Source organism: Haloferula helveola (assembly GCF_037076345.1).
Taxonomy (GTDB): domain Bacteria; phylum Verrucomicrobiota; class Verrucomicrobiia; order Verrucomicrobiales; family Akkermansiaceae; genus Haloferula; species Haloferula helveola.
Genome location: NZ_AP024702.1, coordinates 621,203 through 644,826, shown reverse-complemented (window position 1 = coordinate 644,826; position 23,624 = coordinate 621,203). Strand labels below are relative to the sequence as shown.

Below are 23,624 nucleotides of genomic sequence, written 5' to 3'. Positions count from 1 at the left end.
ATCGCGGGCAATGCAACACCCGCTCCGCATCAGATCGGGAGCTCGAAGCCCGAGCGGTAGGTGTCCTTGAGAAGGCCTGCCGCGCGGGCATTCCACGGCTCGGTGAGTTTCTCCTCGCCGGGAACTGTCTCGAGTTTCGGGCCGACCCGCATCGGGGTCTTCGAGAGATCGATGCCGTTGGCCGCAAGGTGTCCCTTCATCCGGTCGAGCGCGTCCTGCACGGCCGGGTCGTCGATGTCCGAGTCGTCGCCACCGGGAATCCCGAGCAACCACGAGATGTTCCCGAGGTGGGCGAGGGCCGAGGAAAGGTGGCCGCTTTCTGCGGAAAGCCCGGGGTCCTGCTTGCCACTGCGGATGGACTCGATCCACGCGACGAAGTGGGATTTGCTACCTGAGAATTTGCGCACTTCCTTGCCGTCGGAATCGACCGCAGTGCATCGGGCGCCGTGACCGCCGAGAAGGGCACCGCCTTCGTACTCGATGACGTTTCCGATCCGCTGGCCGCGGAATTCATCCATGCCCGACTTGTAGTCGAGGTTCTTCTTGGGAAGCCCCCGGACCTCGAAGAGGATGGGTGCGGCTTCGTAGTCCAATGCGACGATCTGGGTATTCGCCCATTGGCCATCGTCGTCGTGGCCGAACCGGTTGCCGAACGATCGGATGGAGCGGGGGAGGTCCTTCGGGTCGTCCAAGGCCCAGCGGCAGACATCGAGTTGATGGGGGCCTTGGTTGCCGAGGTCGCCATTGCCCCACGGGAACTGCCAGTGCCAGTCGTAGTGGAACTGCTTGCGCCGGATCGGCTGGAGCATCCGGGGACCCGACCAGAGATCGTAGTCGAGTCCTTCGGGGGCGAGCTGGGCGCCCTTGGCTTTGCCGATCGAGGGACGGGGCTTGTAGCAGAATCCCCGTGCGATCTTGAGCTTGCCGAGTTCGCCTCCACGGACCCACTCGAAGGCATCCTTCCAGGCCGTTTCGGACCGGCGTTGGAATCCGTGCTGGATGATCACCCCGAATTTCTCGGCGGCGAGGGCGAGCTGGCGGCCTTCCCAGACACAGTGGGAGACAGGTTTCTCAACATAGACGTGCTTCCCGTTCGCCGCGGCCGTGACCGAAATCAGCGTGTGCGTGTGGTTGGGAGTGGCGATCGTGACGGCATCGATCTCCGGGCTCTCGCAGAGCTTCCGGAAGTCGCTGTAGGTCGTGACCTTGACCGATTTCCGGTCGAGATCGCTGACGGTCTTCGCGAGCACCTCCGGATCGACATCGCACACCGCGACGAGCTTGGCGCCCTTCGCGCCGAGGATCTCCGAAACGTGGCTCTTGCCCCGTCCCCGCAAACCGATCACTGCGACGCGCAGCGTTTCGGAGGCGGGGGCTGCCTTCGCGTTCGGTGCGAACCAAACGGCGGTTGAGGCGAGGGCGGAGGTGCGGAGGAAGTTGCGGCGGTTCGGAGTCATGGGTTGAAGGCGCTCCATCTTTCCGGAAGTCCGGCCGACTCGACTGTGCCGTGATGAAGGACGACAAGGTAACGCAGCCGGAGGGTTTCGCCTTTCTTCAGCACATACTCACCGAGCTTGCGGTCCTTTTTCCCCTCGAAGTCGTGAATGCCGAAGGGGTTCGCGGCGAGCAGACCGTAGTCCCTGGCGTGCCACCACGTCGGGTGGCGGAGGTTGTCCTTGTGGTCGAACATCGCGACCACCGCCGGTTCGCCCTTTTCGTCGGGACCGTGGAAGGCGACCCACTTCGAGCGCTTGCCCCAGGTCTTGCCGTCCTTGCGGCCCTCGCTGTCGGAGATCCCACCTTTTGCCAACGATCCCTTGAGTCGGAGGGTGCGGTCGACCCGGACTGCAAAGGTGCCCTCTTTGGTATCACCGAAGACCGCGTCCGCCCCTTCGGCCGTGAGCTGGGAATCCACTTCGATGGTCAGGGTCTTGGGGTCGGTTCGCTCGAAGCGGTAACGACGCTTCTCGGTGAGCTGGGTCTTGCCGTCCGCCACCCACTCGAGATCGACGGTGAACGCGGCGTGCTTTTCACCGCTTTCGGTGTCGCTGGTGCCGGTGTGACGGATTTCCGGATTTCCCTTTCCGTGCCATGACCAGAAGTCGTGACCGTTGACCGCTCCGTGGCTGAGCCAGAGCGAGGTGTGGTGGGGGTGGTCGGTTTGCTCACCCTCGACGCCCTTTTTGATCGGCCAGTTGCGGGCGAGGTTGGCTCCCGAGGCGCTGGGAAGCGGATAAACGTAGGGGGAGCGGGCGGCGTAGTAAGCGGTGAGCGGCTTACCGTCCTCAAGGATCTCGACCTTGCCATCGGTGGATTTGATTTCGAAGGCGGCGTGGGCCGTCGCGGTGGTGAGCAGGGCGACGGCGATCAGGTGGGTTGAGCGCATGGGAGCATCCAAGGCGATCCATGGCTGGGATCAAGACCCCAGAATGGGGTATGCGGATGGGGTTGCAGGTTGAAAGTCGTTATTCACAGATAGTTAACATATCGAAAGTATCTAACTATAAGCGATTTATGGCTTGCAATGATATTGGGTTTTGTTTGTTTTCAACACGTTCACCCGCACCCGCATGGCTGCTGTGCCCGTGCCCCCCAAGGAACAGGCCGAACGGGAGTCGAGGTTCTCACCCAACCCCTACTCCAATCACCATGAGCCGTCAGGCCGTACAAAAAGTCGCCTTCATCGCGAAGGCCCCACAAGACCGTCAGGATCTCCACTGGATTCTCAATCTCGCCGACAAGATCGCCGAGCGCCCCGGGAGGCGTTCGTCCGAGGAGCGTCGGGAGTTGCCCGACAACGTGATTCCGTTTCCCGGATGCCGCTGACCGCGGACCTGCCGAATTTCGGTTGGAATAATTCGCCGCCCGGGTCTCTCTGACCGGGGCGAATGAGCGAATTTGAGGAACTGGTCGATGCTCACTACGAGCCGCTGTACCGCTTTGCCCTCTCAATGGCGAAGAACCGGGAGACGGCGGCCGATCTGGTGCAGCAGACCTTTTGCATCTGGGCACAGAAGGGTCACCAGTTGAAGGATCGCTCGAAGGCCAAGACCTGGCTGTTCACCACCTTGCATCGCGAGTTCCTCTCGCATGCGAGGAAGTCGAAGCGTTACTCCGACGAGGAGTTGACCGAGGCGGTGGCCGGGCGGCTGGAGGCGACCGAAGACGAGGCGGATCGCCATATGGACGCACAGCGGGCGCTCGATCTTCTCGGGGAGCTTGATGAGACCTTTCGCGCCCCGATCACCCTCTTTTACCTGCAGCAGCACAGCTACAAGGAGATCGCGTCGATTCTCGACATCCCGATCGGCACCGTGATGTCCCGCATTTCCCGGGCGAAAGAAACGCTGCGCAAACGGATGACCGCCGAGCCGGCGAGCGCGCCCCGGAACATCCTGCAGATCCAACCGGACACCTTGAAGAACCAACATGGATAAGGAAGAAGCCAGATTCATCCTGAAGTGTTTCCGCCCCGACGGTGCGGATGCCGACAATTCGGACTTCTCGGAAGCGTTGCGCATGGCCGCCGCCGACCGCGAACTCGGAGAGTGGTTGTCGAAGGAGCGCGCGAAGGATGCCGAGTTCTCCGAGGCGTTGTCGCGTCTCACCTTGCCCGACGGACTTCGCGAGGAGATCCTTGCCGGGCTGGCGGCCGAGAGGGGGGACTACCCCGAGAAGGACGAGTTTGATGGCTCGCTGATCGGCGCGCTGTCGCAGGTGGCTCCGCCTCGTGAGTTGCGTGGGGAGATTCTCGCGGCGATGGAGCGGTCCGTGCCCACAGCTCCGGAGGCTTCCGGTGCGCGCCGTCACTGGTGGCGATTCGGCGTGCCGCTCGCGGCTGCGGCCGGGATCGCACTCGCTTTCGTCATGTCCCGGCCGGGCAATCCGCCCTCCGGTCCGAGTGACGTTGTCTCTTCGGCAGTGCCGATTTCGCACGTTGAGGAGGCGGCGCTCTCCCGGTTGGGGACAAAGTTCAAACTCGACCTGAAGGAGGATGATCACAAGCGGCTGTTCCAGGCGATTCGGACGCGCGGCCGCGCCTGCCCGGAAGGCTGTCTGCCGAAGGGGTTGAGCGAAGTGCCCGGCATCGGCTGCATGGACCTCAACGTCGACGGCAAGCCCGGGGTCATCGTCTGTTTCCGTCGCGGGGAGGGCGACGAGGTTCACATGGTCGTGTTCAAGGCCGGCGATGTGGACGGAGCCAAGCTGCCCGGCGGTGCTCCGGCTGCCGAACAGCGCGGCAAGTGGGCGGTCGCCCGATGGAAGGAGAAGGGACGGGTGTTCCTGCTCTTCGGAGAGATGGAGGCCGAGCAACTGGACGAGCTTTTCTGAGTTCCGGGGCTTCCCGGGATTGACCTGGAGCCAATTCTCTGGGCCTTTTTGTTTAGGAAATCCTAAGCAAATGGCGCTTCCCGAGAGAATTCTGATGGGCCCCGGACCGAGCACCGTGCCCGACCGCGTGCGCCGCGCGATGGCGGCGCCGACCTTGGGGCATCTCGATCCACGCTTTGTCGAACTGCTCGATGAGACCAGTTCGATGCTACGGGAGCTTTTCCGGACCTCCAATGAACTGACCTTTCCGGTTTCCGCCACCGGCATGGGCGGCATGGAGTGCGTGGTGGCGAACCTGCTCGAACCGGGCGATCAGGCACTGGTTTGCATCAATGGCCTGTTCGGCGGCCGGATGGCCGACATGATGGAGCGCTACGGTGTGACGGTCCACCGCCTCGAGAAACCGTGGGGAGAGGTGTTCACGGTCGAGGAAATCGAAGCGGAGGTGCACCGACATCCGAAGGCGAAGGTGTTGGCGATCGTCCATGCCGAGACCTCGACCGGAGCGCATCAGCCTCTGGAGGGGGTCGCGAAGATGCTTCACGAAGAGGGCATGCTTTTGCTGGTCGACGTGGTGACGTCGCTCGGCGGACACGAAGTCGACCTGGACGGCTGGTACATCGATGCAGCCTACTCGGCGACCCAGAAGTGCCTCTCCTGTCCACCCGGGCTTGCGCCGGTATCGTTTTCTCCCGCGGCCGTCGAGGTGATGGAGCGACGGAAGTCGACGGTGGGGAGCTGGTATTTCGACATCGGCATGCTGGCGAAGTACTATCAAGGGCGTAGCCAACGGGCCTACCACCACACACCGCCGGTCAACTCGATCTACGGCCTGCACGAGGGTCTCAGGATCATTTTGGAAGAGGGGATTGACGCCCGCATCGAGCGTCACGCGAAGATGCACCGGCGCCTGCGTGCGGGTCTTGAGGAGATCGGTCTCGACTACCTTCCCGAGCAATCCCTCCACACGCTGAACTGCGTGCTGGTGCCGAAGGGTGTGGATGAATCCGGGGTGAGGGCGACGATGCTCGATACCTACGGGGTCGAGATCGGTGGAGGACTCGGTCCGCTGGCCGGGAAGGTCTGGCGGATCGGGCTGATGGGGCATTCGGCGACCCAAGCGAACGTCGACCTCGTTCTTGCGGCGCTGGTCGATTGCCTTGAATAGGCCCACGGCTTGCGAATTCGGGAAGGTGGCCTTGTGCTTTTCGGTTTCGCGCTTTTCCGGGGAAAGAGGGGCGTCGCGGGCACGGTAACTGTCCCATTCATGAAATCACCCGTCCGTTCGACCCTCAACCTCGCCCTGCTTTCGCTGGCAAGCGCGGGACTTCTCGCCACCCAGGCCGATGCCCAACTGCCGCTGCAGGACAACGACACCGTCTGCATCGTTGGCAATGGTCTCGCCGATCGCATGCAGCACGATGGCTGGGTCGAGACGCTGATCCAGAGTGAACTCGCGGACAAGAAGCTGAGCTTCCGCAATCTTGCCTTCACCGGCGACACGGTGACGTCGAGGCCGCGCAGCAAGGGATTCACCTCTCCGGAAGACTACCTGAGCCACTGCAAGGCGGACGTGGTCTTCGTCTTTTTCGGCTACAACGAGTCGTTCGCCGGTGACAAGGGGGTCGACAAGTTCAAGCAGGACCTTGGCGGAATGGTCGACAAGTATCGCGCCACCAAATTCAACTGTGAGTCAGCACCCCGGCTCGTGCTCTTCTCTCCGATCGCGCATGAGGACCTCCGGGATCCGCTGCTTCCGGATGGCAAGGCGAACAACGTCAATCTGGCTCTCTACACCGGCGCCATCAAGCACGTCGCCGAAGAGAAGGGAGTCGCGTTCGTCGACCTGTTCTCTCCGACCCAGGGCCTGTACTCGAAGGCCGACACTCCGCTCACGATGAACGGAATCCACCTTCTGCCTGAAGGCAACCGGCAGCTCGGCGAAGTGATCGCATCGGCGCTTGCCGGCAAGGAGGTCAAGGCGTCGCCTTCGATGGAACCGCTTCGGGAGGCGGTGCTCGACAAGAACTGGCACTGGCACAACCGCTACCGCGCGGTCGATGGAAATGACATCTGGGGTGGCCGCTCGGGCCTGAAGTTCGTCAACGGGCAGACCAACCGTGAGGTGCTGGCGCACGAACTCGACATGCTCGACGTGATGACCGCCAACAGGGATCCCAAGATCTGGGCGGTGGCGAAGGACCAGACTTACAAAGTGGATGATTCCAACGTGCCCGAACCGGTCGAAGTGATCTCGAACGTCGGCGGCGGCAGCAAGAGCTCGAGTGCGGCGAAGGAGGGTAGCGAGGAGTATCTCGACGGCAAAGAGGCCATCGCCAAGATGCACATGCCGGAGGGCTTCGAGGTGAATCTGTTCGCCGATGAGAAGATGTTCCCGGAGATGGCGAACCCGGTGCAGATGCAGGTCGATGGCAAAGGCCGGCTGTGGGCCGCGTGCTGGGGCACCTATCCGAAGTGGGAGCCTCTGAAGGAGATGACGGACAGCCTCCTGATTCTTCCCGACGAGGATCGCGATGGTGTCGCCGACAAGGCGATCGAGTTCGCCAAGGTCCACAACCCGCTTGGCTTCGAGTTCTGGGCCGGTGGGGTGATCGTCGCGTCCCAACCCGATATTCTTTTCCTCAAGGACATCGACGGTGACGACAAGGCGGACATCCGCATCGTCCTGGTGCAGGGGATCGGTTCGTCTGACACCCACCATTCGGCGAACAACTTCATCATCGGCCCGGACGGCGCGCTTTACTGGCAGAGCGGGGTTTTCCTTCAGAACAGCTTCGAGCATCCGTGGGGTTCGGCGCTGCACGCGACGGCATCGGCGATGTATCGGTTCGACCCGCGCCGCTACACGATCACGGTGCACGCCGGCAACAGCCCGAACCCCCACGGCACGAGTTTCGACCGCTGGGGCTATCATTTCGCCAACGATGGAACCGGCGGGCGGTCCTACCAGGTGCGTCCGAACGGCAACGGCTTCAAGATGTTCCCGCTGGTGAAGAAGGAAGTCCGTCCGGTGCCGGCCGACGCGATCGTTTCGAGCGCGAACTTCCCCGATGACCTCCAGCAGGACTTCCTCGTTTGCAACTCCATCGGCTACCTCGGCATCAAGCGCTACGAGCTGCACCGTGACGGCTACAAGGACGGCAAGACCGAGTTCAAGCTCGGCGAGGTCTGGGGGACGCCGACTGACAGTTTCTTCTACAGTGACGACAAGAACTTCCGGCCGACCGACGCCGAGTTCGGGTCGGACGGTGCGCTCTACATCGCCGACTGGCAGAACATCATCATCGGCCACATGCAGCACAACATCCGTGACCCGAAGCGCGACAAGAGGCACGGGCGCATCTACCGGATGGTCTACAAGGATCGGCCGCTGCAGGAGCCGGTGGCGATCGATGGCCAGCCGATTGCCGCGCTGTTGGAGAACCTGAAGCATCCTGTCGACGGAGTCCGGCACCGGACCCGGATCGAGCTCAGCGAACGCGAGCGGGGCGAGGTCATCGCGGCGGTGACCGAGTGGATGAAGCAGTTTGATCCTAAGAAGAAAGAGGACGCGCACTCTTTGCTGGAGGCACTCTGGGTCCACCAGCAGTTCCACGTGCGGAACGAAGGTCTTCTGGAAGCGATGCTCAATTCTCCCGAGCCGCACGCCCGGGTCGCGGCCGCAACCGTGAAACATCACTGGGGACCGGCGGATCCGACCAAGGGCAAGATGCCGACGCAGGTCGACGAGCAGGAGCAGAAGATCGAGGTCAAGGTGCCGGATCATCTTACCGGTGCCGACGCGGAAGCCTACAAGCTGGGCGCGGAGGTTTACCACCGTGATGCCCATTGTGCGACCTGCCACCAGCCCGACGGCAAGGGCATGAATCCGACTTACCCGCCGCTCGCCGGGACCGCTTGGGTGACCGGCAGCGACGAGCGCCTGGCCAAGCTCGTGTTGCACGGGCTTTGGGGAAAACTGGAAGTCAACGGCACGGTTTACGATCCGGCCAAGGGAGTGCCTCCGATGACCGCGTTCGGAGCTCTCCTGAACGACGAGGAGGCTGCGGCCGTCATGACGTATGTCCGGAATTCGTGGGGTAACAAGGCGGCCCCGGTGAAGCCCGAAACGGTGAAGAAGGCGCGTGCCGCGACCAGCGACCGGAGCATTTTCTGGAAACCCGAGGAGCTGCTCAAAGAGCACCCGATGGAGTGATCTGCCGGCACTGCCCGGAGGTTCAGGACTTCATCAGCAGGCTGAGGGCGATCGAGATCCCGATGCCTGCGACAATGAAACGGACGACTTTCGTGGGGACCCGCTGGGCGAAGTGGGCCCCGAGGAAGTAGCCGGGGATCGAGCCGATCAGAAGCAAGACGGTCAGGCGGCCGTCGAAGGCACCGGTCACGAGGAAGTAGACCATCGCGGCGGTGTTGCAGAGCAGGCCGAGCAGGTTCTTCAGCGCGTTCATCCGGTTCAGATCGCGCAGGCCGAGCAGACCGAGCCCGGCGAGCATCATGATGCCGATACCCGCGCCAAAGTAGCCGCCATAGACCGCGACACCGAACTGGAACGCGCCACCCCAGCGGGGCGGATGGTCCGGCTCGTCCGTGTCCGCCGCTTTCCGCAGGGCCCAGCGTCGGATCGGTTCGTTGGCGAGAAACAGCGCGGTGGCGCCGAGGATCAGCCATGGCACCGCGGTCTCGAAGGCGGACTCCGGCAGCTGGACGAGGAGGATGGCGCCGAGGAGGCCGCCGACCAGCGAGACAGTTGCAAGCGGCAGGATCCACCTGCTCACTTCGGCGAGTCGCCGCCGGAAGGCCCAGACCGACCCCGGCATGCCGAAGTAGAGGGCCACGGTCGAGGTGGTATTGGCCAGCACGGGCGGGAGGCCTGCGGCGAGCAGGGCGGGGAAGGTCAGCATGGTGCCGCCGCCTGCGATGGCATTGATCGCGCCAGCGAGGAAGCCGGCGACAAGCACGATCCATTCGGCGGAGCTGGGCACGCACCCATTCGAGGCCGATGCGGTCCCAGGCCAAGTGAAATCGTTGTCAGGCTCGCCGGTGTTGATTCGGCGGGTGGCATTGGCATACTCGCCGGTGAACGCCCGACATGCTCACCCTTCTTAAGATCCGCAACCTCGCGCTCGTCGATGAACTCGTCTGGGAACTGGGCTCGGGACTGGTGGCGGTGACCGGCGAGACGGGTGCCGGCAAATCGGTGATCGTCGGCGCGCTCAAGCTGGTGCTCGGCGAGCGGGCCGACAAGTCGCTGATTCGGACCGGCGAGTCGACCTGCACGGTCGAGGCCGTCTTCGAGTTGGGCGATTCCGCCGAGGTGGATGCGGTGCTGGAGGAGGGAGGATTGGATGTTTGCGAGGGAGGAGTGCTGATCGTGCGCCGGGTCATCGGGGCCAGCGCGAACCGGCAGTTCGTCAACGACTCGCCAGTGACCCTCGCATTGCTCAAGCGGGTGGGGGAGTTGCTGGTCGATCTGCATGGTCCGCACGACCATCAGTCGTTGCTTTCGACCGAGCGTCAGCTGGTGATGCTCGACGCCTACGCCGATGTCGATTTGGCATCCTACCGCAGCGCGTGGCACGCATGGCGCGAGAAGCAGTCCGAACTGGACGACCTGCGCGATGCCGAGAGCGCGGGCGAGCAGGAGCTTGAACTCCTCAGGCATCAGGTCGATGAGATCGATGCGGCCGAGCTGAAGCCGGACGAGGAGGATGACATCACCGACCGCTGGCGCCGGGCGGGCAATGCGAGCCGGCTCGTCGAGTTGTCGGGAGCGGCCGCGAACCTGCTCGGCGAGGACGAGAGCGGCATCGTCAACATGCTGGGCGAAGTCCAGCGGCTGGTGCGCGAGTTGGAGAAGCTCGATCCGACGATTTCGGAGAAAACAATCGGTCTTGAAAGCGCCGTGGTCGAGTTGGAGGAACTCGAGCGGTCTTTCCGGGACTACGCGGAAGAACTCGATCTCGATCCATCCGAAGCGGCGGAGCTGGAGGAGCGGGTGAATCTATTCGAGTCCCTGAAGCGGAAATACGGCCCGACGCTTGAGGCGGTGCTGGCCCATCGCGACCGTTGTGCCGAGTGGCTGGACTCGGTCGAGAACCGGGGAGAACGACTCAAGCGGCTTGAGGAACAGGCGGCGAAATTGCGGGAAGCGGTGGATGCCGCGGGCCGGCTGATTGGCACGCGCCGGAAGAAGGCCGCGCCACGGTTGGCCAAGGAGATCGCCGCCCAGCTTCGCGACCTCGGTTTCAAGCAGTCCTCGTTCGAGATCCGTCTTGAGGCGCGTCGGGATCCGGGAGTTTCGGGATTCGAAACGGTGGAGTTTTTCTTCGGGCCGAACCCCGGAGAACCGCTCCTGCCGCTGCGGCAGATCGCTTCGAGCGGTGAGGTCAGCCGGGTGATGCTGGCGGTCAAAAGTGCGCTGGCGGATCAGGATTCGACGCCGTTGATGGTTTTCGACGAAATCGACGCCAATGTCGGTGGAGAGATCGCGCGGGCGGTCGGACGCAAGATGGCGGTGCTGGGAGAACGCCACCAGGTGGTCGCGATCACCCACTTTCCGCAGGTGGCGGCTACGGCGGCGCGACATTTCGTGGTCGAGAAGCAGGTGACTTCCGGAAGGACGCGGTCGCGTCTCTTCCCGGTCACCGGCGATGCCCGGATTGACGAACTGGTGAGAATGCTCGGCGGCGGCGGAAGCTCGGCGCGCGACATGGCGCAAAGCCTTTTGGAAACGGCATGAGAAGAACACGCAAACCCGGATGCCACGTCGGACAGGTCCGCCATGACGGCCGCCCGGCGGGAGAAGTCGCGTCCGAGCTCGGGTTGCCGACCCGGCGGCGCCAGGCGGAGAAGCTGGTGATCGGCCGGCGCGAGTGGGTGATGCTGCCGGAGTTCGATGCGGGGCCCTTCCACGCCAAGACGGACAGCGGAGCGCGGAGTTCGAGCATCCATGCCGAACAGATCGTGTTGTCCGACGACTGCTCATCGGTCGGCTTTTTCACCCGGGACCACTATGGACGCCGTAAGTGGTGCGAAATGAAGGTCGGCGGCGTGAGTCGGGTCAAGAGTTCGACCGGCGAGGCGAAGCCGCGGATCTGGGTCGAGACGGAGCTCGAACTTCCCGGCGGCTTCCGCTGGCGGGCGCGTCTGACACTGGCCAACCGCAGCCGTATGCTGTGCTCGATGCTGCTCGGGCGGCGGGCGCTTTCCGGCTACTTCCTGATCGATACCGCGCGCGACCATTTGATGGGCATGTTCGACGCCCGCGGGGGACACTGAGCTCGGGCCGTCAGATCGTGTCGGTCAGCGAGTCGTAGGGCACCGGGTGGTCGTCCTCGTTGTCTTCGGCGGAAGGGAGCATCTCGGTCGACTTCGCGATGCGGTTCTCGGCGGTGCCGAGATTGTCGAGCGTCGCGACATGGAAGAGGCCATCGCCCTCATCGGTGGCCGCGTCATTGGTTCGACCGATGAGCACTCCCGCCTTGCTTGCAACGACGGGCGTGTCGCCCGAGCCGTGTGGGTCCGCGACGAAGCCGAGCTGGGTGCCGGCTTCCACCGCTTTGCCAAGCGCGACCAGCGGTGTGAAGATCCCGCCGGCGGGCGCGCGTTCCCAGAAGCTGCGGCGGGAGACGAGCGGTTTGTGCCGTTTTGGTGCGGGTCCTCGACCCGACAGCATCTCCATGCTCCGCATCACCGCGAGGATTCCCTGCACGCCGAAGCGGATGGCGGGCGTGTCGAGTCGCAGCGCTTCACCGGCCTCGTAGAGCAGGATCGGCTTGCCGAGTTGCTGGCAGGTGTGGCGGAAGGTGTTCTCGCGGGGCTGGCCGATGAGGATGACCGGCGGGCCGAAGGTCCGGGCGAGTTCGAGATCATCCGGAGCGTCCGGGCAGATGCGGATCTGGGGAAAGTTCGGTCGGTTGACCGCGCCGGTGTGCAGGTCGATGACGGCATCGGCACGGGGGACGACTTCCTCGACGAGCACCCTTGCGAGCCGGCCACCGAGCGATCCGGTGGCAGTGCCGGGAAACAGCCGGTTGAGGTCGCGTCGGTCCGGCATGTAGCGGGACCGGGTGACGAAACCCGGACGGTTGACGATTGGAATCGCAAGAAGGGTGCCGCGCAGACGGCGGATCCGCGGGTCGCGCAGAATCCGGCGGATGATCTCGGTGCCGTTCGATTCGTCGCCGTGGATCGCGGCGGTGAGCAGCAGGCAAGGTCCCGGGCGCTTGCCGTGGATCACGTGCACGTCCAGCCGCAGGACCTCCGAGGTCAGGAAAGTGCCGACCTCCAGTGACACGCGCTGCCGGGATCCAGGCGGGATCATCGCGTCGCCGATCGTGAAGGACGGAGTGGAGGGTTGTCGTGGCATCCGCCGGGCCAGAGTGGATGGAATGCCCACCCGGGTCGAGCGGCGAGCGCGTCTGCACTCAGCCTTGCCCGCGGGTCCGAGTCGAGCCGCTCTTGGCGTGCTTTTCGATGAATTCGATGATCTTGCCGGCCACGTCCTTGCCGGTCGCCTCCTCGATCCCTTCAAGGCCGGGGGAAGAGTTCACTTCCATCACCACGGGGCCGTGGTTGGAGCGCAGCAGGTCGACGCCTGCGACATTGAGGCCCATCACGCGCGCCGCACGAACCGCAGTCGAGCGCTCCTCGGGAGTGATCTTGATGACCGACGAGGAGCCGCCGCGGTGCAGGTTCGAGCGGAATTCGCCTTCGGCACCCTGACGTTTCATCGCGGCCACCACCTTGTCGCCGACGACGAAGCAGCGGATGTCCGCGCCACCGGCTTCCTTGATGAATTCCTGGGCGAGAATATTGGCATCGAGGCCTCGGAACGCCTCGATCACCGACTCGGCCGCTTTCTGGGTTTCGGCGAGAACGACGCCGACCCCTTGGGTGCCTTCGAGCAGCTTGATCACGATCGGGGCACCGCCGCAGAGTTTGATCAGGTGGCCGGTTGCCTTGGTGTCGTGAGCGAATGCGGTCACCGGGAGACCGATGCCCTTGCGGGCGAGCAACTGCAGCGAGCGCAGCTTGTCCCGCGAACGCGAGATCGCGACCGACTCGTTTGCCGGGTAGGTGCCCATCATTTCGAACTGCCTCACCACAGCGGTTCCGAAGAAGGTGTGGGATGCCCCGATGCGGGGGATCACCGCGTCGTAGTCCGCGAGCTCCTCGTCACCGAGGTAGATCTTTGGACGCATCGTGGTGATGTTCATGTGGCAGCGCAGGTAGTCGATCCGGCGCATTTCGTGTCCACGTTCTTTACCGGCCTCGATGAGGCGGCGGGTCGAGTAGAGCTTCGGGTTTCTGGAGAGTACGGCGATCTTCATCGGGAAAGGTGTGCGGGGGCTGTGCCCGTCACGCGACGGCTAGAGTCGCGATCCGGAAGCGTCAACGGAAAACCCGGATCAGGCTTGGTGCAAGGTGATCTGGGTGAACGGAATCGTCCAACCCTGCTCGTTGCAGACGTCGACGCAAAGTTTCTGGAGGCGCCTCTGGATGGCCTTGTAGCGTGGTGCCGCTTCACCGGTGAAGTCGGCGAGGACGGTGTAATCGAGAGACGAAGCGCCGGCGGCGCTGAACTCGACGTTCAGATTGTGAAGCACGTCGTGGCCGAAGGTCTCGATGAGATTGTTCTCGATGTATTTCTGGAAAATACCCGGAGCTTCCGTGGTGCAGAACTCCTGGTGGGCGTAGTCGATGCCGAAGACGGTGGTCACCCGGAAGCCGGTTGAGAGATTCTCCGGCGATAGGGAGAGGAAGTCCGCGGAGGGATAGACCTTCCGGCTGCCGCCCAGCTTGAGAACCGTGATGCGTTCGGGCGTCTGTTGTACGATCTTCCCGTAAACCTCGTCGCCGAGGACGACCCAGTCGCCCTCTTTCGTCGGAAACCACGGCTCCTTCTTGTCGGTGGGCCGCGAGTGAAGATCGCCCACTGCTCGGATCGGAAGACGCAGTGTGCCTCCTCCGAGCAGGGGATTGGTGAAATGGCAGTAGACACCGAGGCGGTCGACACGCCAGGGAATGCCGTCGTACATCATCCGTTCCCCCTCACGAACCGAACCCAGATTGAGCATCGTCCGAATCTGGTCGATGTAAGGAGGCAGGGAATTGCGCGAGGCGATGATCAGCCCGGCGAGGAGGATGGCCGCGATCGTCAGGAGCAACCAGTCACCCCGCAGGTAGAAGACGATCAGGGTGGCCGAGAGGGCGGCGAGAATCGAGAGGGCGGCTGCAGTCAGGTCCACCAGTCTCGAGGTGAATTTCAAACTGCCCTTGCGGTGGAAGGGGCTGATCCGTTGGAAGAGAAAGTAGAGCTTCCGAAGAACGATGAAGGTGACGAAGAACGCAACGATCGCGAGCAACACGTTGAGGCCCCGGCTCTTCCAGAAGGTCGAGAGGCCTTCGGAAGCGGCCTCGAGGAGGGTGGGGCTGTTGAGTCGACGTTCCTCCATCTTGGCCTCGATCACATCGATCCTGCCGTTCACCTCGTCCATGCGGTCTTTCCAATCATCCCGCGTCCGGGTGATCTCTTCCCGCAGGGCATCGCTGAGATTGTCGCGGTCGAGCAGCTCGTTGAGGCGCTGGATCGCCGAGTTGGCCAGGGCGGCCCGTTCCTGGGCGGCCTCCAGGTCATCGCGCAGCTGCTCCATCTCACGTGGAGCCGAGGTCGCGTCGCGGAGCTCGTGAAGGAGTGGCTGCAGGATCTCTTGGAACTCCTCGTTGAGCGTGACGGCTTCGTTGCGCTCGTCGAAATAGGCGGCTTCATCGACCCCCGATGCGATCGTGCGGAAGTTGTCGAGGAGTTCCTTGATCCGCGCCCTGTGCTCGGCAATTTCAGCCTCGATTTTCTCTTTTTCGGCATCGCTCGGCGCGCTCTTCAGCTGCTCGAGCAAAGCTTCGAGTTCCTCCTTCTCCCTCTTCAGAAGGGGCAGGGTGGACTCCAGTGCGGCGACGCTCTTCGTCTGGGCGGGAGGAACGTCTTTTTCCTGCGCTTGGAGCGACAGAGGAGCCGTCAGCAGAAGGATCAGGACCCCGATCCGGCGGAGGGTAAAACTGAACTCGGAAGGGAGACTCATAAACTCAGCCTACCATGAGTCCGGGAATGGAACATTGTCGAGCAAGGTTCTCGGGGAGTCATTTTATCATCTAATTGATGACATTAAGTGTTGAAGTGAAGGCGATCGCGACCTGCAGTCTGTCCATGACCACTCCCGCGATTCTTCTGATGTCAGCCGTGGCGGCCAGCGCCGCCTCCCTGATCCCGCTACCTGTTGAGGTTACCGATGGCGAAGGCGCATTCCTGCTGACGGAAGCGACTGCCATCCGGCACGATCGGGCTGTCGCGGGCGAAGCGAAGTTGCTTGCCGCAGACCTCGCCAAGGCGACGGGCCACGATCCCCAGACCTACGCCGAGGAACTGAAGATCATGCTCCACTCGGAGATCCGCCTGGATGTCGATGACAGCCTGTCCTTGGCCCCGGGAGGATACCGTCTCGAAGTGACGCCGCGCGGCGTGAGTGTGGTCGGGAAGGATGCGGCCGGAGTGTGGAATGGCACCCGGACGGTGATGCAGTTGATCGGCTGTGAGAAGAAGGACTCGCACGAGATCCCGTCGGTCTCGATTTCGGATCAGCCTCGTTTCGGATGGCGGGGCATGCACCTCGACGTCGGTCGCCACTTCTACCCGGTCGCGGACATCAAGGGATTCATCGACTGGCTTGCCTTCCAAAAGCTCAACGTTCTGCACTGGCACCTGACCGAGGACCAGGGCTGGCGGATCGAGATCAAGAAGTACCCGAAGTTGACCGAGGTCGGCGCCTATCGGGATTCGACGCCGCCCTATGGCAACCGGAACTCCGATGACGGCAAACGCTACGGTGGGTTCTACACCCAGACGCAGATTCGGGAGATCGTGGCGTATGCGGCCGAGCGGCACGTGACCATCGTTCCCGAAATCGACATGCCGGGTCACATGGCGGCGGCGATCGCGGCGTATCCGCAGTTCGGCAATTCGGACATTCCCGGCTACAAGCCGAAGGTGATGACCCGCTGGGGCGTCCATCCCTACACCCTTGCGCCAACCGAGGAGACCTTCGGATTTGTCGACGACGTCCTGACCGAGGTGTGCGAGTTGTTTCCTTCTCCGTACATCCACATTGGCGGTGACGAAGCGCCGAAGGGCCAGTGGGAGAAGTCGCCGCGGGTTCGCGAAATCATGAAGGCGAACGGACTGAAGAACGGGCACGATGTTCAGAGTTACTTCATCAAGCGGGTCGAGAAGATGCTGGAGAAGAAGGGTCGCCGGCTCCTCGGCTGGGACGAGATTCGCGAAGGCGGTCTCGCACCGAGTGCGACGGTGATGTCGTGGCGTGGCGAGCAGGGCGGGATCCAGTCCGCAAAGGAAGGCCACGACGTGGTGATGGCCTCCAACAGCCACCTCTACTTCGATCACTACCAGCACTCGGCTGGCGAGGAACTGGCGAAAGGCCCCGAGTTCGAGGCAATCACCGGATTCCTGCCGATCGCCAAGGTCTATTCGTATGATCCGGTGCCGGCGGCCCTGACGGCCGAGGAGGCGAAGCACGTCCTCGGGGTTCAGGCCCAGCTTTGGACCGAGTACATGAAGACCTGGGACAAGGTCGAATACATGGCTTTTCCCCGGATCGCCGCGCTCGCCGAGATCGCGTGGACGCCTGTCGAGAAGAAGAACTACGATGATTTCCGTAAAAGGCTGGACGGGATCATGAAGTGCTACGATGCGGCCGGGGTGAACCGAGCCGAGCCAATGGATCCTCCGAAGCGGGAGACCAAGGACGGGTCGACCGTTTCGACCTCACTCGGGATCTATCAGAACCACTGGCCGGAGTTGGCTTTCGACGGTCGCGAAAAGACGTTTTTTTGGGCCGACCGCGCGCTGAAGAAGGGGGATCACCTCACGCTTTCATTCAAGAAGCCAAGGTCGGGCAAAGTCCGGGTCGAGACCGGCGGTCCGGCGAGCCAGAATGGCGACAAGCTGGAGAACGGCGTGCTGCAGGCCCAAGTCGGCGAAGAAGTTTGGGAAGATGTCGGAGGTTTTCGTGACGGAGTCGCCGAGGGAACCCTGCCCGAAGGCACCCGGGCCGTCCGGGTGCTTGTGACCGCTCCGCAGACGAATTGGCTGATCGTTCACGAGATCGGGATCGAGTGATCAGGGGTCCGGGATCGGATACAGCACGCCGATCTCGCGGTCCGGGACAACGTGGAAGCCGTTCCCGTCCGATACACCGAACCGGATCCCGCCATCGGCATCCCGCTCCGCTTGCAGGATCACCACCTCGTGCCGTTCGTTTTTGTCGCCCGACTCCGGATGCCACCATGCATTGAGCGGAAGCCGGAATTCCGGCATGTTAGCAGGATTCTCGAGATGGAAATGTGCCTTGCCCTCGGAGACGTCCAGGGCGGTCGCGGCGCGTCCGAGCGGCGGCAGAATTGGTAGAAACCGGCCTCCGCTCGTGGCGAACCCCGAGCTGTCGTAGAGGTAGTAATCCAGTTCCCGGTAGTAGGGCAGATTTCGTCGGACCCGTTTGCCCAACGCCTTGAGGGCCTCATCCGAGGGCTCGTATCCTTTGTCCTTGAGGTTGCCCAGCAACACATGGAGTTGGCGGGCGGCGGCGTCGCAAATCCGGTCGTCTTCCTCCCACTCGCTGCGGTCTTCCAGCAAGCGGGCGAGGGCCGCGAGGCACCACGGATGGTAGAACATCCGCTCCTTCAAATCGTCGAAACTCGAGATCTCGGTCAGTAGCAGCTTCAGGCCGGTCTCCCGCCACGGGTGTCCGGCTTCGATGGTCTTCACCAAAGCATCGGCAGCCTTCGGGTCTTCGGCGTTGACCAACGCATCAAAGGCGGCCGGGTAGGAAAGCCGGTCATTGGCGCCGGGGGGGTCGAGTTCGCCTGCTGCGAGCTCCTTGGCGAAGGTGGCCAGCGTGTCGTGATCGCCGAGTTGGTCACAGGAACGCGCGATGAATGCTCGGATTGTCGGATCCGTGGCGATGGCCATGCGCTTCCGCAATTCGTCTACTGCGGCCGGATCTCCAAGTTTCCGGAGTGTCCACATGTAGAAGTCCATCGCGTCACGGCTCTCCGCCTTCACATCGACGGGCCGATCGCCACCGCCGAAGATGTTCACCGGTTCGTCATCGTCCTTCGCTTCACCGCGCCGTTTCGCCTCGCGTCGGATTCCCGCCAGCTCGTCGTCGAGTGCGGACAGCATCGCGGTGTGAATGGGAGGATCCGTGAAGCGTTTGATCCAAGGGTTATCGCCTCCTGGGTCCTTCCAGGAACCGGTCCAAACCGTGGTCCCGAGCCGCTGCTCGGCGAAGGGGGATGCGAGGTTGGACGCCGCCTCCCGACGTGCCTCCGGCAGCAATGATCGATCGGTCAGGATCTTCATCATCCGGCTCGGAAAATCCATCGCCCCGTAGGTTTCCCAGTAGGTTCGGAGTTGGCCGGCGACAGCAGCACGCCGGTCCGGTCCGCTGCTGGTAAGATTCGATCCGGTCGCCGCGGGGGAGTAGAACTCGGTCCGCAGGATCGACATGATCGCGACAAGTGCCGCCTCGTGAACGCCGAGGACGGTGCGGGACTGATGGAAGTCCCGCCAGAAGTGGACGGAACGGGTGAGCCGGTTGTCGGATTCGAAGCATTCGATCAGTTTGGGCATCGCGGGTTCCCCGATCCTGATGAGCGCCTGAACGGCAGCCGCCTCACCAAGGTCGACGCCGCCCGGTTGACCGCTTTGCATCACGTTGATGTCCTCAAGTCGTCGGATCCAACTGTCGATCTGAGCCTCTTCGGGCAGCTTGCCAATGGCTTCTTCGCCCGGAGCTTCTCCAGCTTCTTTCCGTCGACGCAGATCGGCAACCAAGTCGGCCGCTTGCGGGTAGGTTTCGCGTGTGAGGTCCGGATAGCGCTTCGCCAGAAACTCGCCGTGGGCGAGGGCTTCATCGTCCTGCTCCTGCATGAAGGCATGAACCATTGCCGCGAAATGAAACCAGACTCGCTGGCCTTGCCAGGTTTCGAGGGGAGAAGTCTCTTCGTTTTCGGGAATCAGCTTCGCCACCTCGGTCGCTTCCCTGTCGCGGCCGAGGGCTGCCAGCCAGGCCGCGTGGGGGATCGCTCCGCTGTTGCCGAGACCGAGGGCGTTCTCGCGCATGCGCGGAAACGGGTCATCCTCTTCCTCCGGGGCAGGCGGAGCGGGGATCGTCTGGTCGAGTTCGACAGGCTGCGGCTCCCGTTTGTCGTCGTTTCCCACGAGGAAGCCGTCATCGAGCATCAGCCGTTTCGACTCCTTGTTCTGCCACCCCGCGATGCGGCGTTCCTCGCGGGAGCCCCAGACGCCCCGGACGGTGTATAGAAAGCTGACCCGATCGTGGGTCTCGGGGTTGACGAACTCGGTTCCCACCGCGTCCGCTAATGGCTTCAGCGGGGCAGCGTGGAGCGAGCTGAGAACGAGCAGGGGGAAAAGGAAGCGCGCCATGATGGGTAAACGCCCCCGGCACGCTTCCTGTTCAATGCAAAATGCGGAACTTCTCGCAGCCCTCAGCGAGCGGGCTCGAGCACGAACTTCCAGGCATGCTTACCCGCGGGCTTGATCTGGTATTCCCCGAGCGGCCAAGCCCCCCATGAATTGATGCCTCCCACCCCCATCTGGGCGTGGTCGATATTCAGGGTGATGAAGTCACGAGACGGGATGTCGCTCGGGTGCTTCGGGCCTTCCAAGTCATCCATAGCGAACGGGTAAGCCGACATTTCCAGAGGCTCGCCAATTCCCCGGATCGCCAACCCCTTGCCGTTTGCATCGGTGAAACTCGCATGGCGGACGTCGGTCCGGTTGCCGGTTGCCTGTGGTTCGACGTAGGGGAACCAGGCGTCGGCGACATTCACGCTCCAGGATCCCAGGATGCCTCCTGCTTTGCGGTCTCGCATCGTTTCGTGAGGGCCGAGGCCATACCAACCCCAGGTGTTGAGTTCGGGAACAAGGCGGCACTGCATCCCCAGGCGCGGGATCGGGCCGAGTCCGTTGCCGACAGGCGTGACCTCGATCTGTGTGGAGACCCGGCCATGACCGTCGATGATGTAAATGACTTTGGCGGTCGATTTTCCCGCCGGTAGCGACAGGCCGAACTTGGCCGCAACCGTGAGGTCATCGCTTTCGATCGCTGCGGAAGTCACCTTCGCCCCGGCGCCGGCTTTGCGCCAAACGCCGCACTTGTTGGCGTAGCCATTCGCCCGATCGTTATCGGTGGGCGGGCGCCAGAAGTTGAGGTGGAGCGGGGCTGCGAGGAGGTTGCGGCCGCTTGCCTGGAATTGGTCGATGGTGCCCGTCTCCTCGTTGATCGTGACGGAGAATCCTTCTCCCGAGATCACGGAAATGCCCGCCTCCCTGCTGGCGATCTCCGGCGCGGGCTTGGAAGAACCGGAAGGTGGCAGAGTTGTGGCGTTGCCTGCCACCGGGAACTGCGCGCGGCTGACGACATGGCCGGCCTTTGCCCAGTTGGTGTCGCTTCCGAGGCGGATCTCCGCGGCGAACGCCACCTCGGCTCCCGCGGCGAGTTTGAAGGTCGGAATCGAAACGGGGATCTCCGCGGATTCGCCCGGGGTGATATCGGGCAGTTCGATCTCCTGATCGACCGAGCCGTCGCCGTTGGTGAGCAGACCGGTGAAAAGCCTGAGGTCGCCGAGGTCTTTGAAGAAGCGCTCGTTGTGGACGCGCAGTTTCGTGCGGTCGATCAGCTCGATCCGAACGTCCGAGTAAACCGCGGCAACTTCGGGGAGCTGCGGGGTCGGTTTGCGGTCGGAGGTGACGATGCCGTTGCAGCAGAAGTTGTCGTCGTTCGGCGCATCACCGAAATCGCCGCCGTAGGCGAAGAACTCACGGGTCTCGCCGGATGCCGCGAACTTGGTGAAGTCGATGTCGAGGACGGAACCCGGTGCGGCGAGGCGGTTCACCGGAAGCGCGTCGGCATGGAGACGGACGCGTCGGATCTCCCCATTGAAGCTGCGGTCGGGATGATCGGCATTGGTGGAAATTCCGAGCGGCTTGTCGGTCGGGGCAATCCCGCCGGAATATGGAGCCGACGCGATTTCCCGGCCATCGAGCACGAGCTTCAAGGTCTTGCCGTCGAAGACGCCTGCGAGGGTGTGAGGATTGCCGTCGAAGCCATCCGGCTGGGGTGCCGTGACCGCATGCCAGGTGCCTTGATAGACGAAGAACTCCAGGTCTCCGCCGGCGTTGATCTTCAGCGCCCACGATTGGTCGCTTTTGGTGACGATGTCGTTGTTGCCACCGTTTCCGCGTGGGGTGATGTCCGCCACCACCGTGAATGGTCCGGTGATTTCGATCGGCTTTGCGGATGCGACGGTCGCACTGCCGCGGGTCAGGCCGGCTTCGGCGGTGACTTCACCGCCGAGTACGACGGGAAGCTTCGAAGGAGATCTGTCGTTGACGGTTGGCGGCACGGGCCGTGTCTGCCGCAGGCCTTGGTCAATGAAGTCCCAGATGAAACCGCCTTGGAGCAGTCGCTCCTTCCTGAAGATTTCCCAGTAGTCCGCGATGCCGCCGGAAGAGTTGCCCATCGCGTGAGAATACTCGCACTGGATCAGCGGTCGTTGCTGATCGAGCGGCTTCTTCTCCTCGTTGCGGGCGTAGTTGATGCAGCCTTGCGGAGCCGCATACATCGGCGAGTAGAGGTCGACGTGGGCCGCCTGTCCGGCGCGCTCGTAGTGGACCGGACGGGATGGCTCGTGGTCCTTGATCCACTTCGAGGCGGCCACGAAGTTGACGCCGTCGCCCGCCTCGTTGCCGAGCGACCAGAGGATGATCGACGGATGGTTCTTGAAGGCTTCAACCATGTTCCGGACGCGATCGACGTGGGCGCCTTCCCACGACGGATCCTTGGCAAGTGACTCCGGGCCGTAGCCCATGCCGTGCGATTCGATGTTGGCCTCGGCGCAGACGTATAGGCCGAGTTCGTCACACAACTCGAAGAAGCGCGGATCGTTCGGGTAGTGGCAGGTTCGGATCGCGTTGATATTGTTGCGCTTGGCGATCAGCAGATCTTCCAGCATCTGTTCCTCGGTGATGTAGTGCCCGAGGTCCGGGTGGTGGTCGTGACGGTTCACTCCCTTGATCAGGATCGGCTTGCCGTTGACGAGCAGTTGGCCGTCCTTGATCTCGCTTCGCGAAAAACCGATCCGGGTGGCGTAGTAGTCGACCGGTTCTCCGTCGAGGTTCTTTACCGTGATCAGCAGGGAGTAGAGGTTGGGCTCCTCGGCGGACCACGGCTTCACTCCGCCGATTCCCGAGATGTGGAGCGGTTCGGTTTGTGCCGAGCTGAAGTCGAGGGGTGGTGCGATGGGCTTTCCTTCGGTGTCGAGGACCTCTACCGTGGCGCTGCAAGGAGCCGGCTTCCCGTCAGGTTGGCGGAGGTCGAGCCGGATGTTCATCTGTCCGGTCGCATAATCGTCCTCAAAGCCTCCCCGCACGAAGAAATCACGGAGTTGGAGTGCTGATGACGAGTGCAGATAGACATCCCGGAAGATGCCCGAGAGGCGCCAGAAGTCCTGGCACTCAAGGTAGGACCCGTCGGAGTAGCGATACACCTCCACTGCCAGGGTGTTCTCTCCGTCCTTGAGGAACTTCGTGATGTCGAACTCCGCCGGGGTCCGCGAGTCCTGCGAGTAGCCGACCTTCTCGCCGTTCACCCAGAGGTAGAAGGCCGACGATACGCCATTGAAGGTGATGAAGGTCTGGCGGTCCTTCCATGTGTCCGGAATCGTGAAGGTCCTGCGGTAGGACGAAACCGGATTGCGCTCGTTGTAGGCGGTGAAGTTCTTTGGCGGCTCGCCCATCACCCGGGGCGGGTCCTTTTGGAACGGGTAAGGATGGTTGCAGTAGATCGGTGTTCCGTAGCCGTGGAGTTCGACGTTCGAGGGGACCGGAATCGTTTTCCATGAGCTGTCGTCGAAGTCGGCCCTGAAGAAATCGGCGGGGCGCTTTTCGGGATGATCGACCCAGTGGAATTTCCAGTCGCCGTTGAGCATCTGGCACCACGGTGACTCGAGTCGCTTCTTCGTGAGGGCGCCCTCACGGGTGGGGAAGGGCATCGCGATCGCGCGAGGCTCTTCCTTGTTGATCCGGAAGACGTTCTGGTTCTCCCAATCGGGAGCGGCCTGGACAACTGACGGGAGTGCTGCGAGCAGCAGGGGCAGGATGGATTTCATGGTAC

Annotated in this window: 16 protein-coding genes; 8 read left to right on the top strand and 8 right to left on the bottom strand. The window is 62.9% G+C overall.

Annotation, left to right across the window (positions count from 1 at the left end):
• Positions 1-29: 29 nt before the first annotated feature.
• Positions 30-1,457 (bottom strand): Gfo/Idh/MocA family oxidoreductase, encoded by a 1,428-nt coding sequence (locus tag HAHE_RS02135; protein WP_338688182.1) that lies wholly within the window; start codon positions 1,455-1,457, stop codon positions 30-32.
• Positions 1,454-2,386, bottom strand: a complete 933-nt coding sequence (locus HAHE_RS02130; protein ID WP_338688180.1) for a PmoA family protein — start codon at positions 2,384-2,386, stop codon at positions 1,454-1,456. The genes HAHE_RS02135 and HAHE_RS02130 overlap by 4 nt, the downstream gene beginning before the upstream one ends.
• Positions 2,387-2,649: 263 nt before the next feature.
• Between HAHE_RS02130 and HAHE_RS02125 the strand changes: the two genes are divergently transcribed.
• The 5 genes from HAHE_RS02125 to HAHE_RS02105 all read left to right on the top strand — a co-directional run bounded on the left by HAHE_RS02125 (position 2,650) and on the right by HAHE_RS02105 (position 8,548).
• Entirely contained in the window at positions 2,650-2,826 is a 177-nt protein-coding gene (locus tag HAHE_RS02125; protein WP_338688179.1) for a hypothetical protein, read from the top strand.
• A gap of 62 nt (positions 2,827-2,888) precedes the next feature.
• Positions 2,889-3,437 carry an RNA polymerase sigma factor gene (locus HAHE_RS02120; RefSeq protein ID WP_338688177.1) on the top strand — a complete coding sequence of 183 codons (549 nt, stop codon included), beginning with the start codon at positions 2,889-2,891 and terminating at the stop codon, positions 3,435-3,437.
• Positions 3,430-4,332: a hypothetical protein gene (locus HAHE_RS02115; RefSeq protein ID WP_338688175.1), complete on the top strand. Its 903-nt coding sequence runs from the start codon at positions 3,430-3,432 to the stop codon at positions 4,330-4,332. Before HAHE_RS02120 ends, HAHE_RS02115 begins: the two co-directional genes overlap by 8 nt.
• Before the next feature lie 70 nt (positions 4,333-4,402).
• The gene (locus HAHE_RS02110) at positions 4,403-5,500 is read left to right on the top strand and encodes an alanine--glyoxylate aminotransferase family protein (protein WP_338688174.1); all 1,098 of its coding nucleotides are present in this window, start codon (positions 4,403-4,405) and stop codon (positions 5,498-5,500) included.
• A 99-nt stretch (positions 5,501-5,599) separates the two neighbouring features.
• On the top strand, positions 5,600-8,548 hold the full coding sequence (locus tag HAHE_RS02105; RefSeq protein ID WP_338688172.1) for a PVC-type heme-binding CxxCH protein: 2,949 nt from the start codon (positions 5,600-5,602) through the stop codon (positions 8,546-8,548).
• Positions 8,549-8,570: 22 nt separating this feature from the next.
• On the opposite strand, the gene HAHE_RS02100 is transcribed toward HAHE_RS02105, so the two are convergent.
• On the bottom strand, positions 8,571-9,335 hold the full coding sequence (locus HAHE_RS02100) for a sulfite exporter TauE/SafE family protein (RefSeq protein ID WP_338688171.1): 765 nt from the start codon (positions 9,333-9,335) through the stop codon (positions 8,571-8,573).
• A gap of 107 nt (positions 9,336-9,442) precedes the next feature.
• Between HAHE_RS02100 and recN the strand changes: the two genes are divergently transcribed.
• Both recN and HAHE_RS02090 read left to right on the top strand, forming a co-directional pair.
• Positions 9,443-11,092: a DNA repair protein RecN gene (gene recN / locus HAHE_RS02095; protein ID WP_338688170.1), complete on the top strand. Its 1,650-nt coding sequence runs from the start codon at positions 9,443-9,445 to the stop codon at positions 11,090-11,092.
• Complete coding sequence (locus HAHE_RS02090; RefSeq protein WP_338688169.1) at positions 11,089-11,631, top strand: ATP-dependent zinc protease family protein; 543 nt, start codon at positions 11,089-11,091, stop codon at positions 11,629-11,631. Before recN ends, HAHE_RS02090 begins: the two co-directional genes overlap by 4 nt.
• Before the next feature lie 10 nt (positions 11,632-11,641).
• Here HAHE_RS02090 and HAHE_RS02085 read toward each other — a convergent pair whose 3' ends face one another.
• The 3 genes from HAHE_RS02085 to HAHE_RS02075 form a co-directional block, all read right to left on the bottom strand.
• Complete coding sequence (locus tag HAHE_RS02085) at positions 11,642-12,721, bottom strand: succinylglutamate desuccinylase/aspartoacylase family protein (protein WP_338688168.1); 1,080 nt, start codon at positions 12,719-12,721, stop codon at positions 11,642-11,644.
• Between the two features lie 58 nt (positions 12,722-12,779).
• A complete protein-coding gene (rimK, locus tag HAHE_RS02080; RefSeq protein ID WP_338688166.1) occupies positions 12,780-13,685 on the bottom strand; it encodes a 30S ribosomal protein S6--L-glutamate ligase in 906 nt (301 codons plus the stop codon).
• A gap of 78 nt (positions 13,686-13,763) precedes the next feature.
• The gene (locus HAHE_RS02075) at positions 13,764-15,434 is read right to left on the bottom strand and encodes a hypothetical protein (RefSeq protein WP_338688165.1); all 1,671 of its coding nucleotides are present in this window, start codon (positions 15,432-15,434) and stop codon (positions 13,764-13,766) included.
• Between the two features lie 77 nt (positions 15,435-15,511).
• Between HAHE_RS02075 and HAHE_RS02070 the strand changes: the two genes are divergently transcribed.
• Positions 15,512-17,545 (top strand): beta-N-acetylhexosaminidase, encoded by a 2,034-nt coding sequence (locus HAHE_RS02070; RefSeq protein ID WP_338688164.1) that lies wholly within the window; start codon positions 15,512-15,514, stop codon positions 17,543-17,545.
• Here HAHE_RS02070 and HAHE_RS02065 read toward each other — a convergent pair whose 3' ends face one another.
• Both HAHE_RS02065 and HAHE_RS02060 read right to left on the bottom strand, forming a co-directional pair.
• Positions 17,546-19,873: a hypothetical protein gene (locus tag HAHE_RS02065; RefSeq protein ID WP_338688162.1), complete on the bottom strand. Its 2,328-nt coding sequence runs from the start codon at positions 19,871-19,873 to the stop codon at positions 17,546-17,548.
• Between the two features lie 62 nt (positions 19,874-19,935).
• Positions 19,936-23,619 (bottom strand): glycoside hydrolase family 2 TIM barrel-domain containing protein, encoded by a 3,684-nt coding sequence (locus tag HAHE_RS02060; protein ID WP_338688161.1) that lies wholly within the window; start codon positions 23,617-23,619, stop codon positions 19,936-19,938.
• Between the last annotated feature and the right edge of the window lie 5 nt (positions 23,620-23,624).

What these genes read in the sequence shown, in the direction of transcription:
- HAHE_RS02115 (WP_338688175.1), top strand. Translation starts at nt 3,430, where the DNA reads ATGGATAAGGAAGAAGCCAGATTCATCCTGAAGTGTTTCCGCCCCGAC.
- recN (WP_338688170.1), top strand. Translation starts at nt 9,443, where the DNA reads ATGCTCACCCTTCTTAAGATCCGCAACCTCGCGCTCGTCGATGAACTC.
- HAHE_RS02085 (WP_338688168.1), bottom strand. Translation starts at nt 12,721, where the DNA reads ATGCCACGACAACCCTCCACTCCGTCCTTCACGATCGGCGACGCGATG.
- HAHE_RS02070 (WP_338688164.1), top strand. Translation starts at nt 15,512, where the DNA reads ATGACATTAAGTGTTGAAGTGAAGGCGATCGCGACCTGCAGTCTGTCC.
- rimK (WP_338688166.1), bottom strand. Translation starts at nt 13,685, where the DNA reads ATGAAGATCGCCGTACTCTCCAGAAACCCGAAGCTCTACTCGACCCGC.
- HAHE_RS02075 (WP_338688165.1), bottom strand. Translation starts at nt 15,434, where the DNA reads ATGAGTCTCCCTTCCGAGTTCAGTTTTACCCTCCGCCGGATCGGGGTC.
- HAHE_RS02105 (WP_338688172.1), top strand. Translation starts at nt 5,600, where the DNA reads ATGAAATCACCCGTCCGTTCGACCCTCAACCTCGCCCTGCTTTCGCTG.
- HAHE_RS02090 (WP_338688169.1), top strand. Translation starts at nt 11,089, where the DNA reads ATGAGAAGAACACGCAAACCCGGATGCCACGTCGGACAGGTCCGCCAT.
- HAHE_RS02110 (WP_338688174.1), top strand. Translation starts at nt 4,403, where the DNA reads ATGGCGCTTCCCGAGAGAATTCTGATGGGCCCCGGACCGAGCACCGTG.
- HAHE_RS02130 (WP_338688180.1), bottom strand. Translation starts at nt 2,386, where the DNA reads ATGCGCTCAACCCACCTGATCGCCGTCGCCCTGCTCACCACCGCGACG.
- HAHE_RS02060 (WP_338688161.1), bottom strand. Translation starts at nt 23,619, where the DNA reads ATGAAATCCATCCTGCCCCTGCTGCTCGCAGCACTCCCGTCAGTTGTC.
- HAHE_RS02125 (WP_338688179.1), top strand. Translation starts at nt 2,650, where the DNA reads ATGAGCCGTCAGGCCGTACAAAAAGTCGCCTTCATCGCGAAGGCCCCA.
- HAHE_RS02120 (WP_338688177.1), top strand. Translation starts at nt 2,889, where the DNA reads ATGAGCGAATTTGAGGAACTGGTCGATGCTCACTACGAGCCGCTGTAC.
- HAHE_RS02065 (WP_338688162.1), bottom strand. Translation starts at nt 19,873, where the DNA reads ATGGCGCGCTTCCTTTTCCCCCTGCTCGTTCTCAGCTCGCTCCACGCT.
- HAHE_RS02135 (WP_338688182.1), bottom strand. Translation starts at nt 1,457, where the DNA reads ATGACTCCGAACCGCCGCAACTTCCTCCGCACCTCCGCCCTCGCCTCA.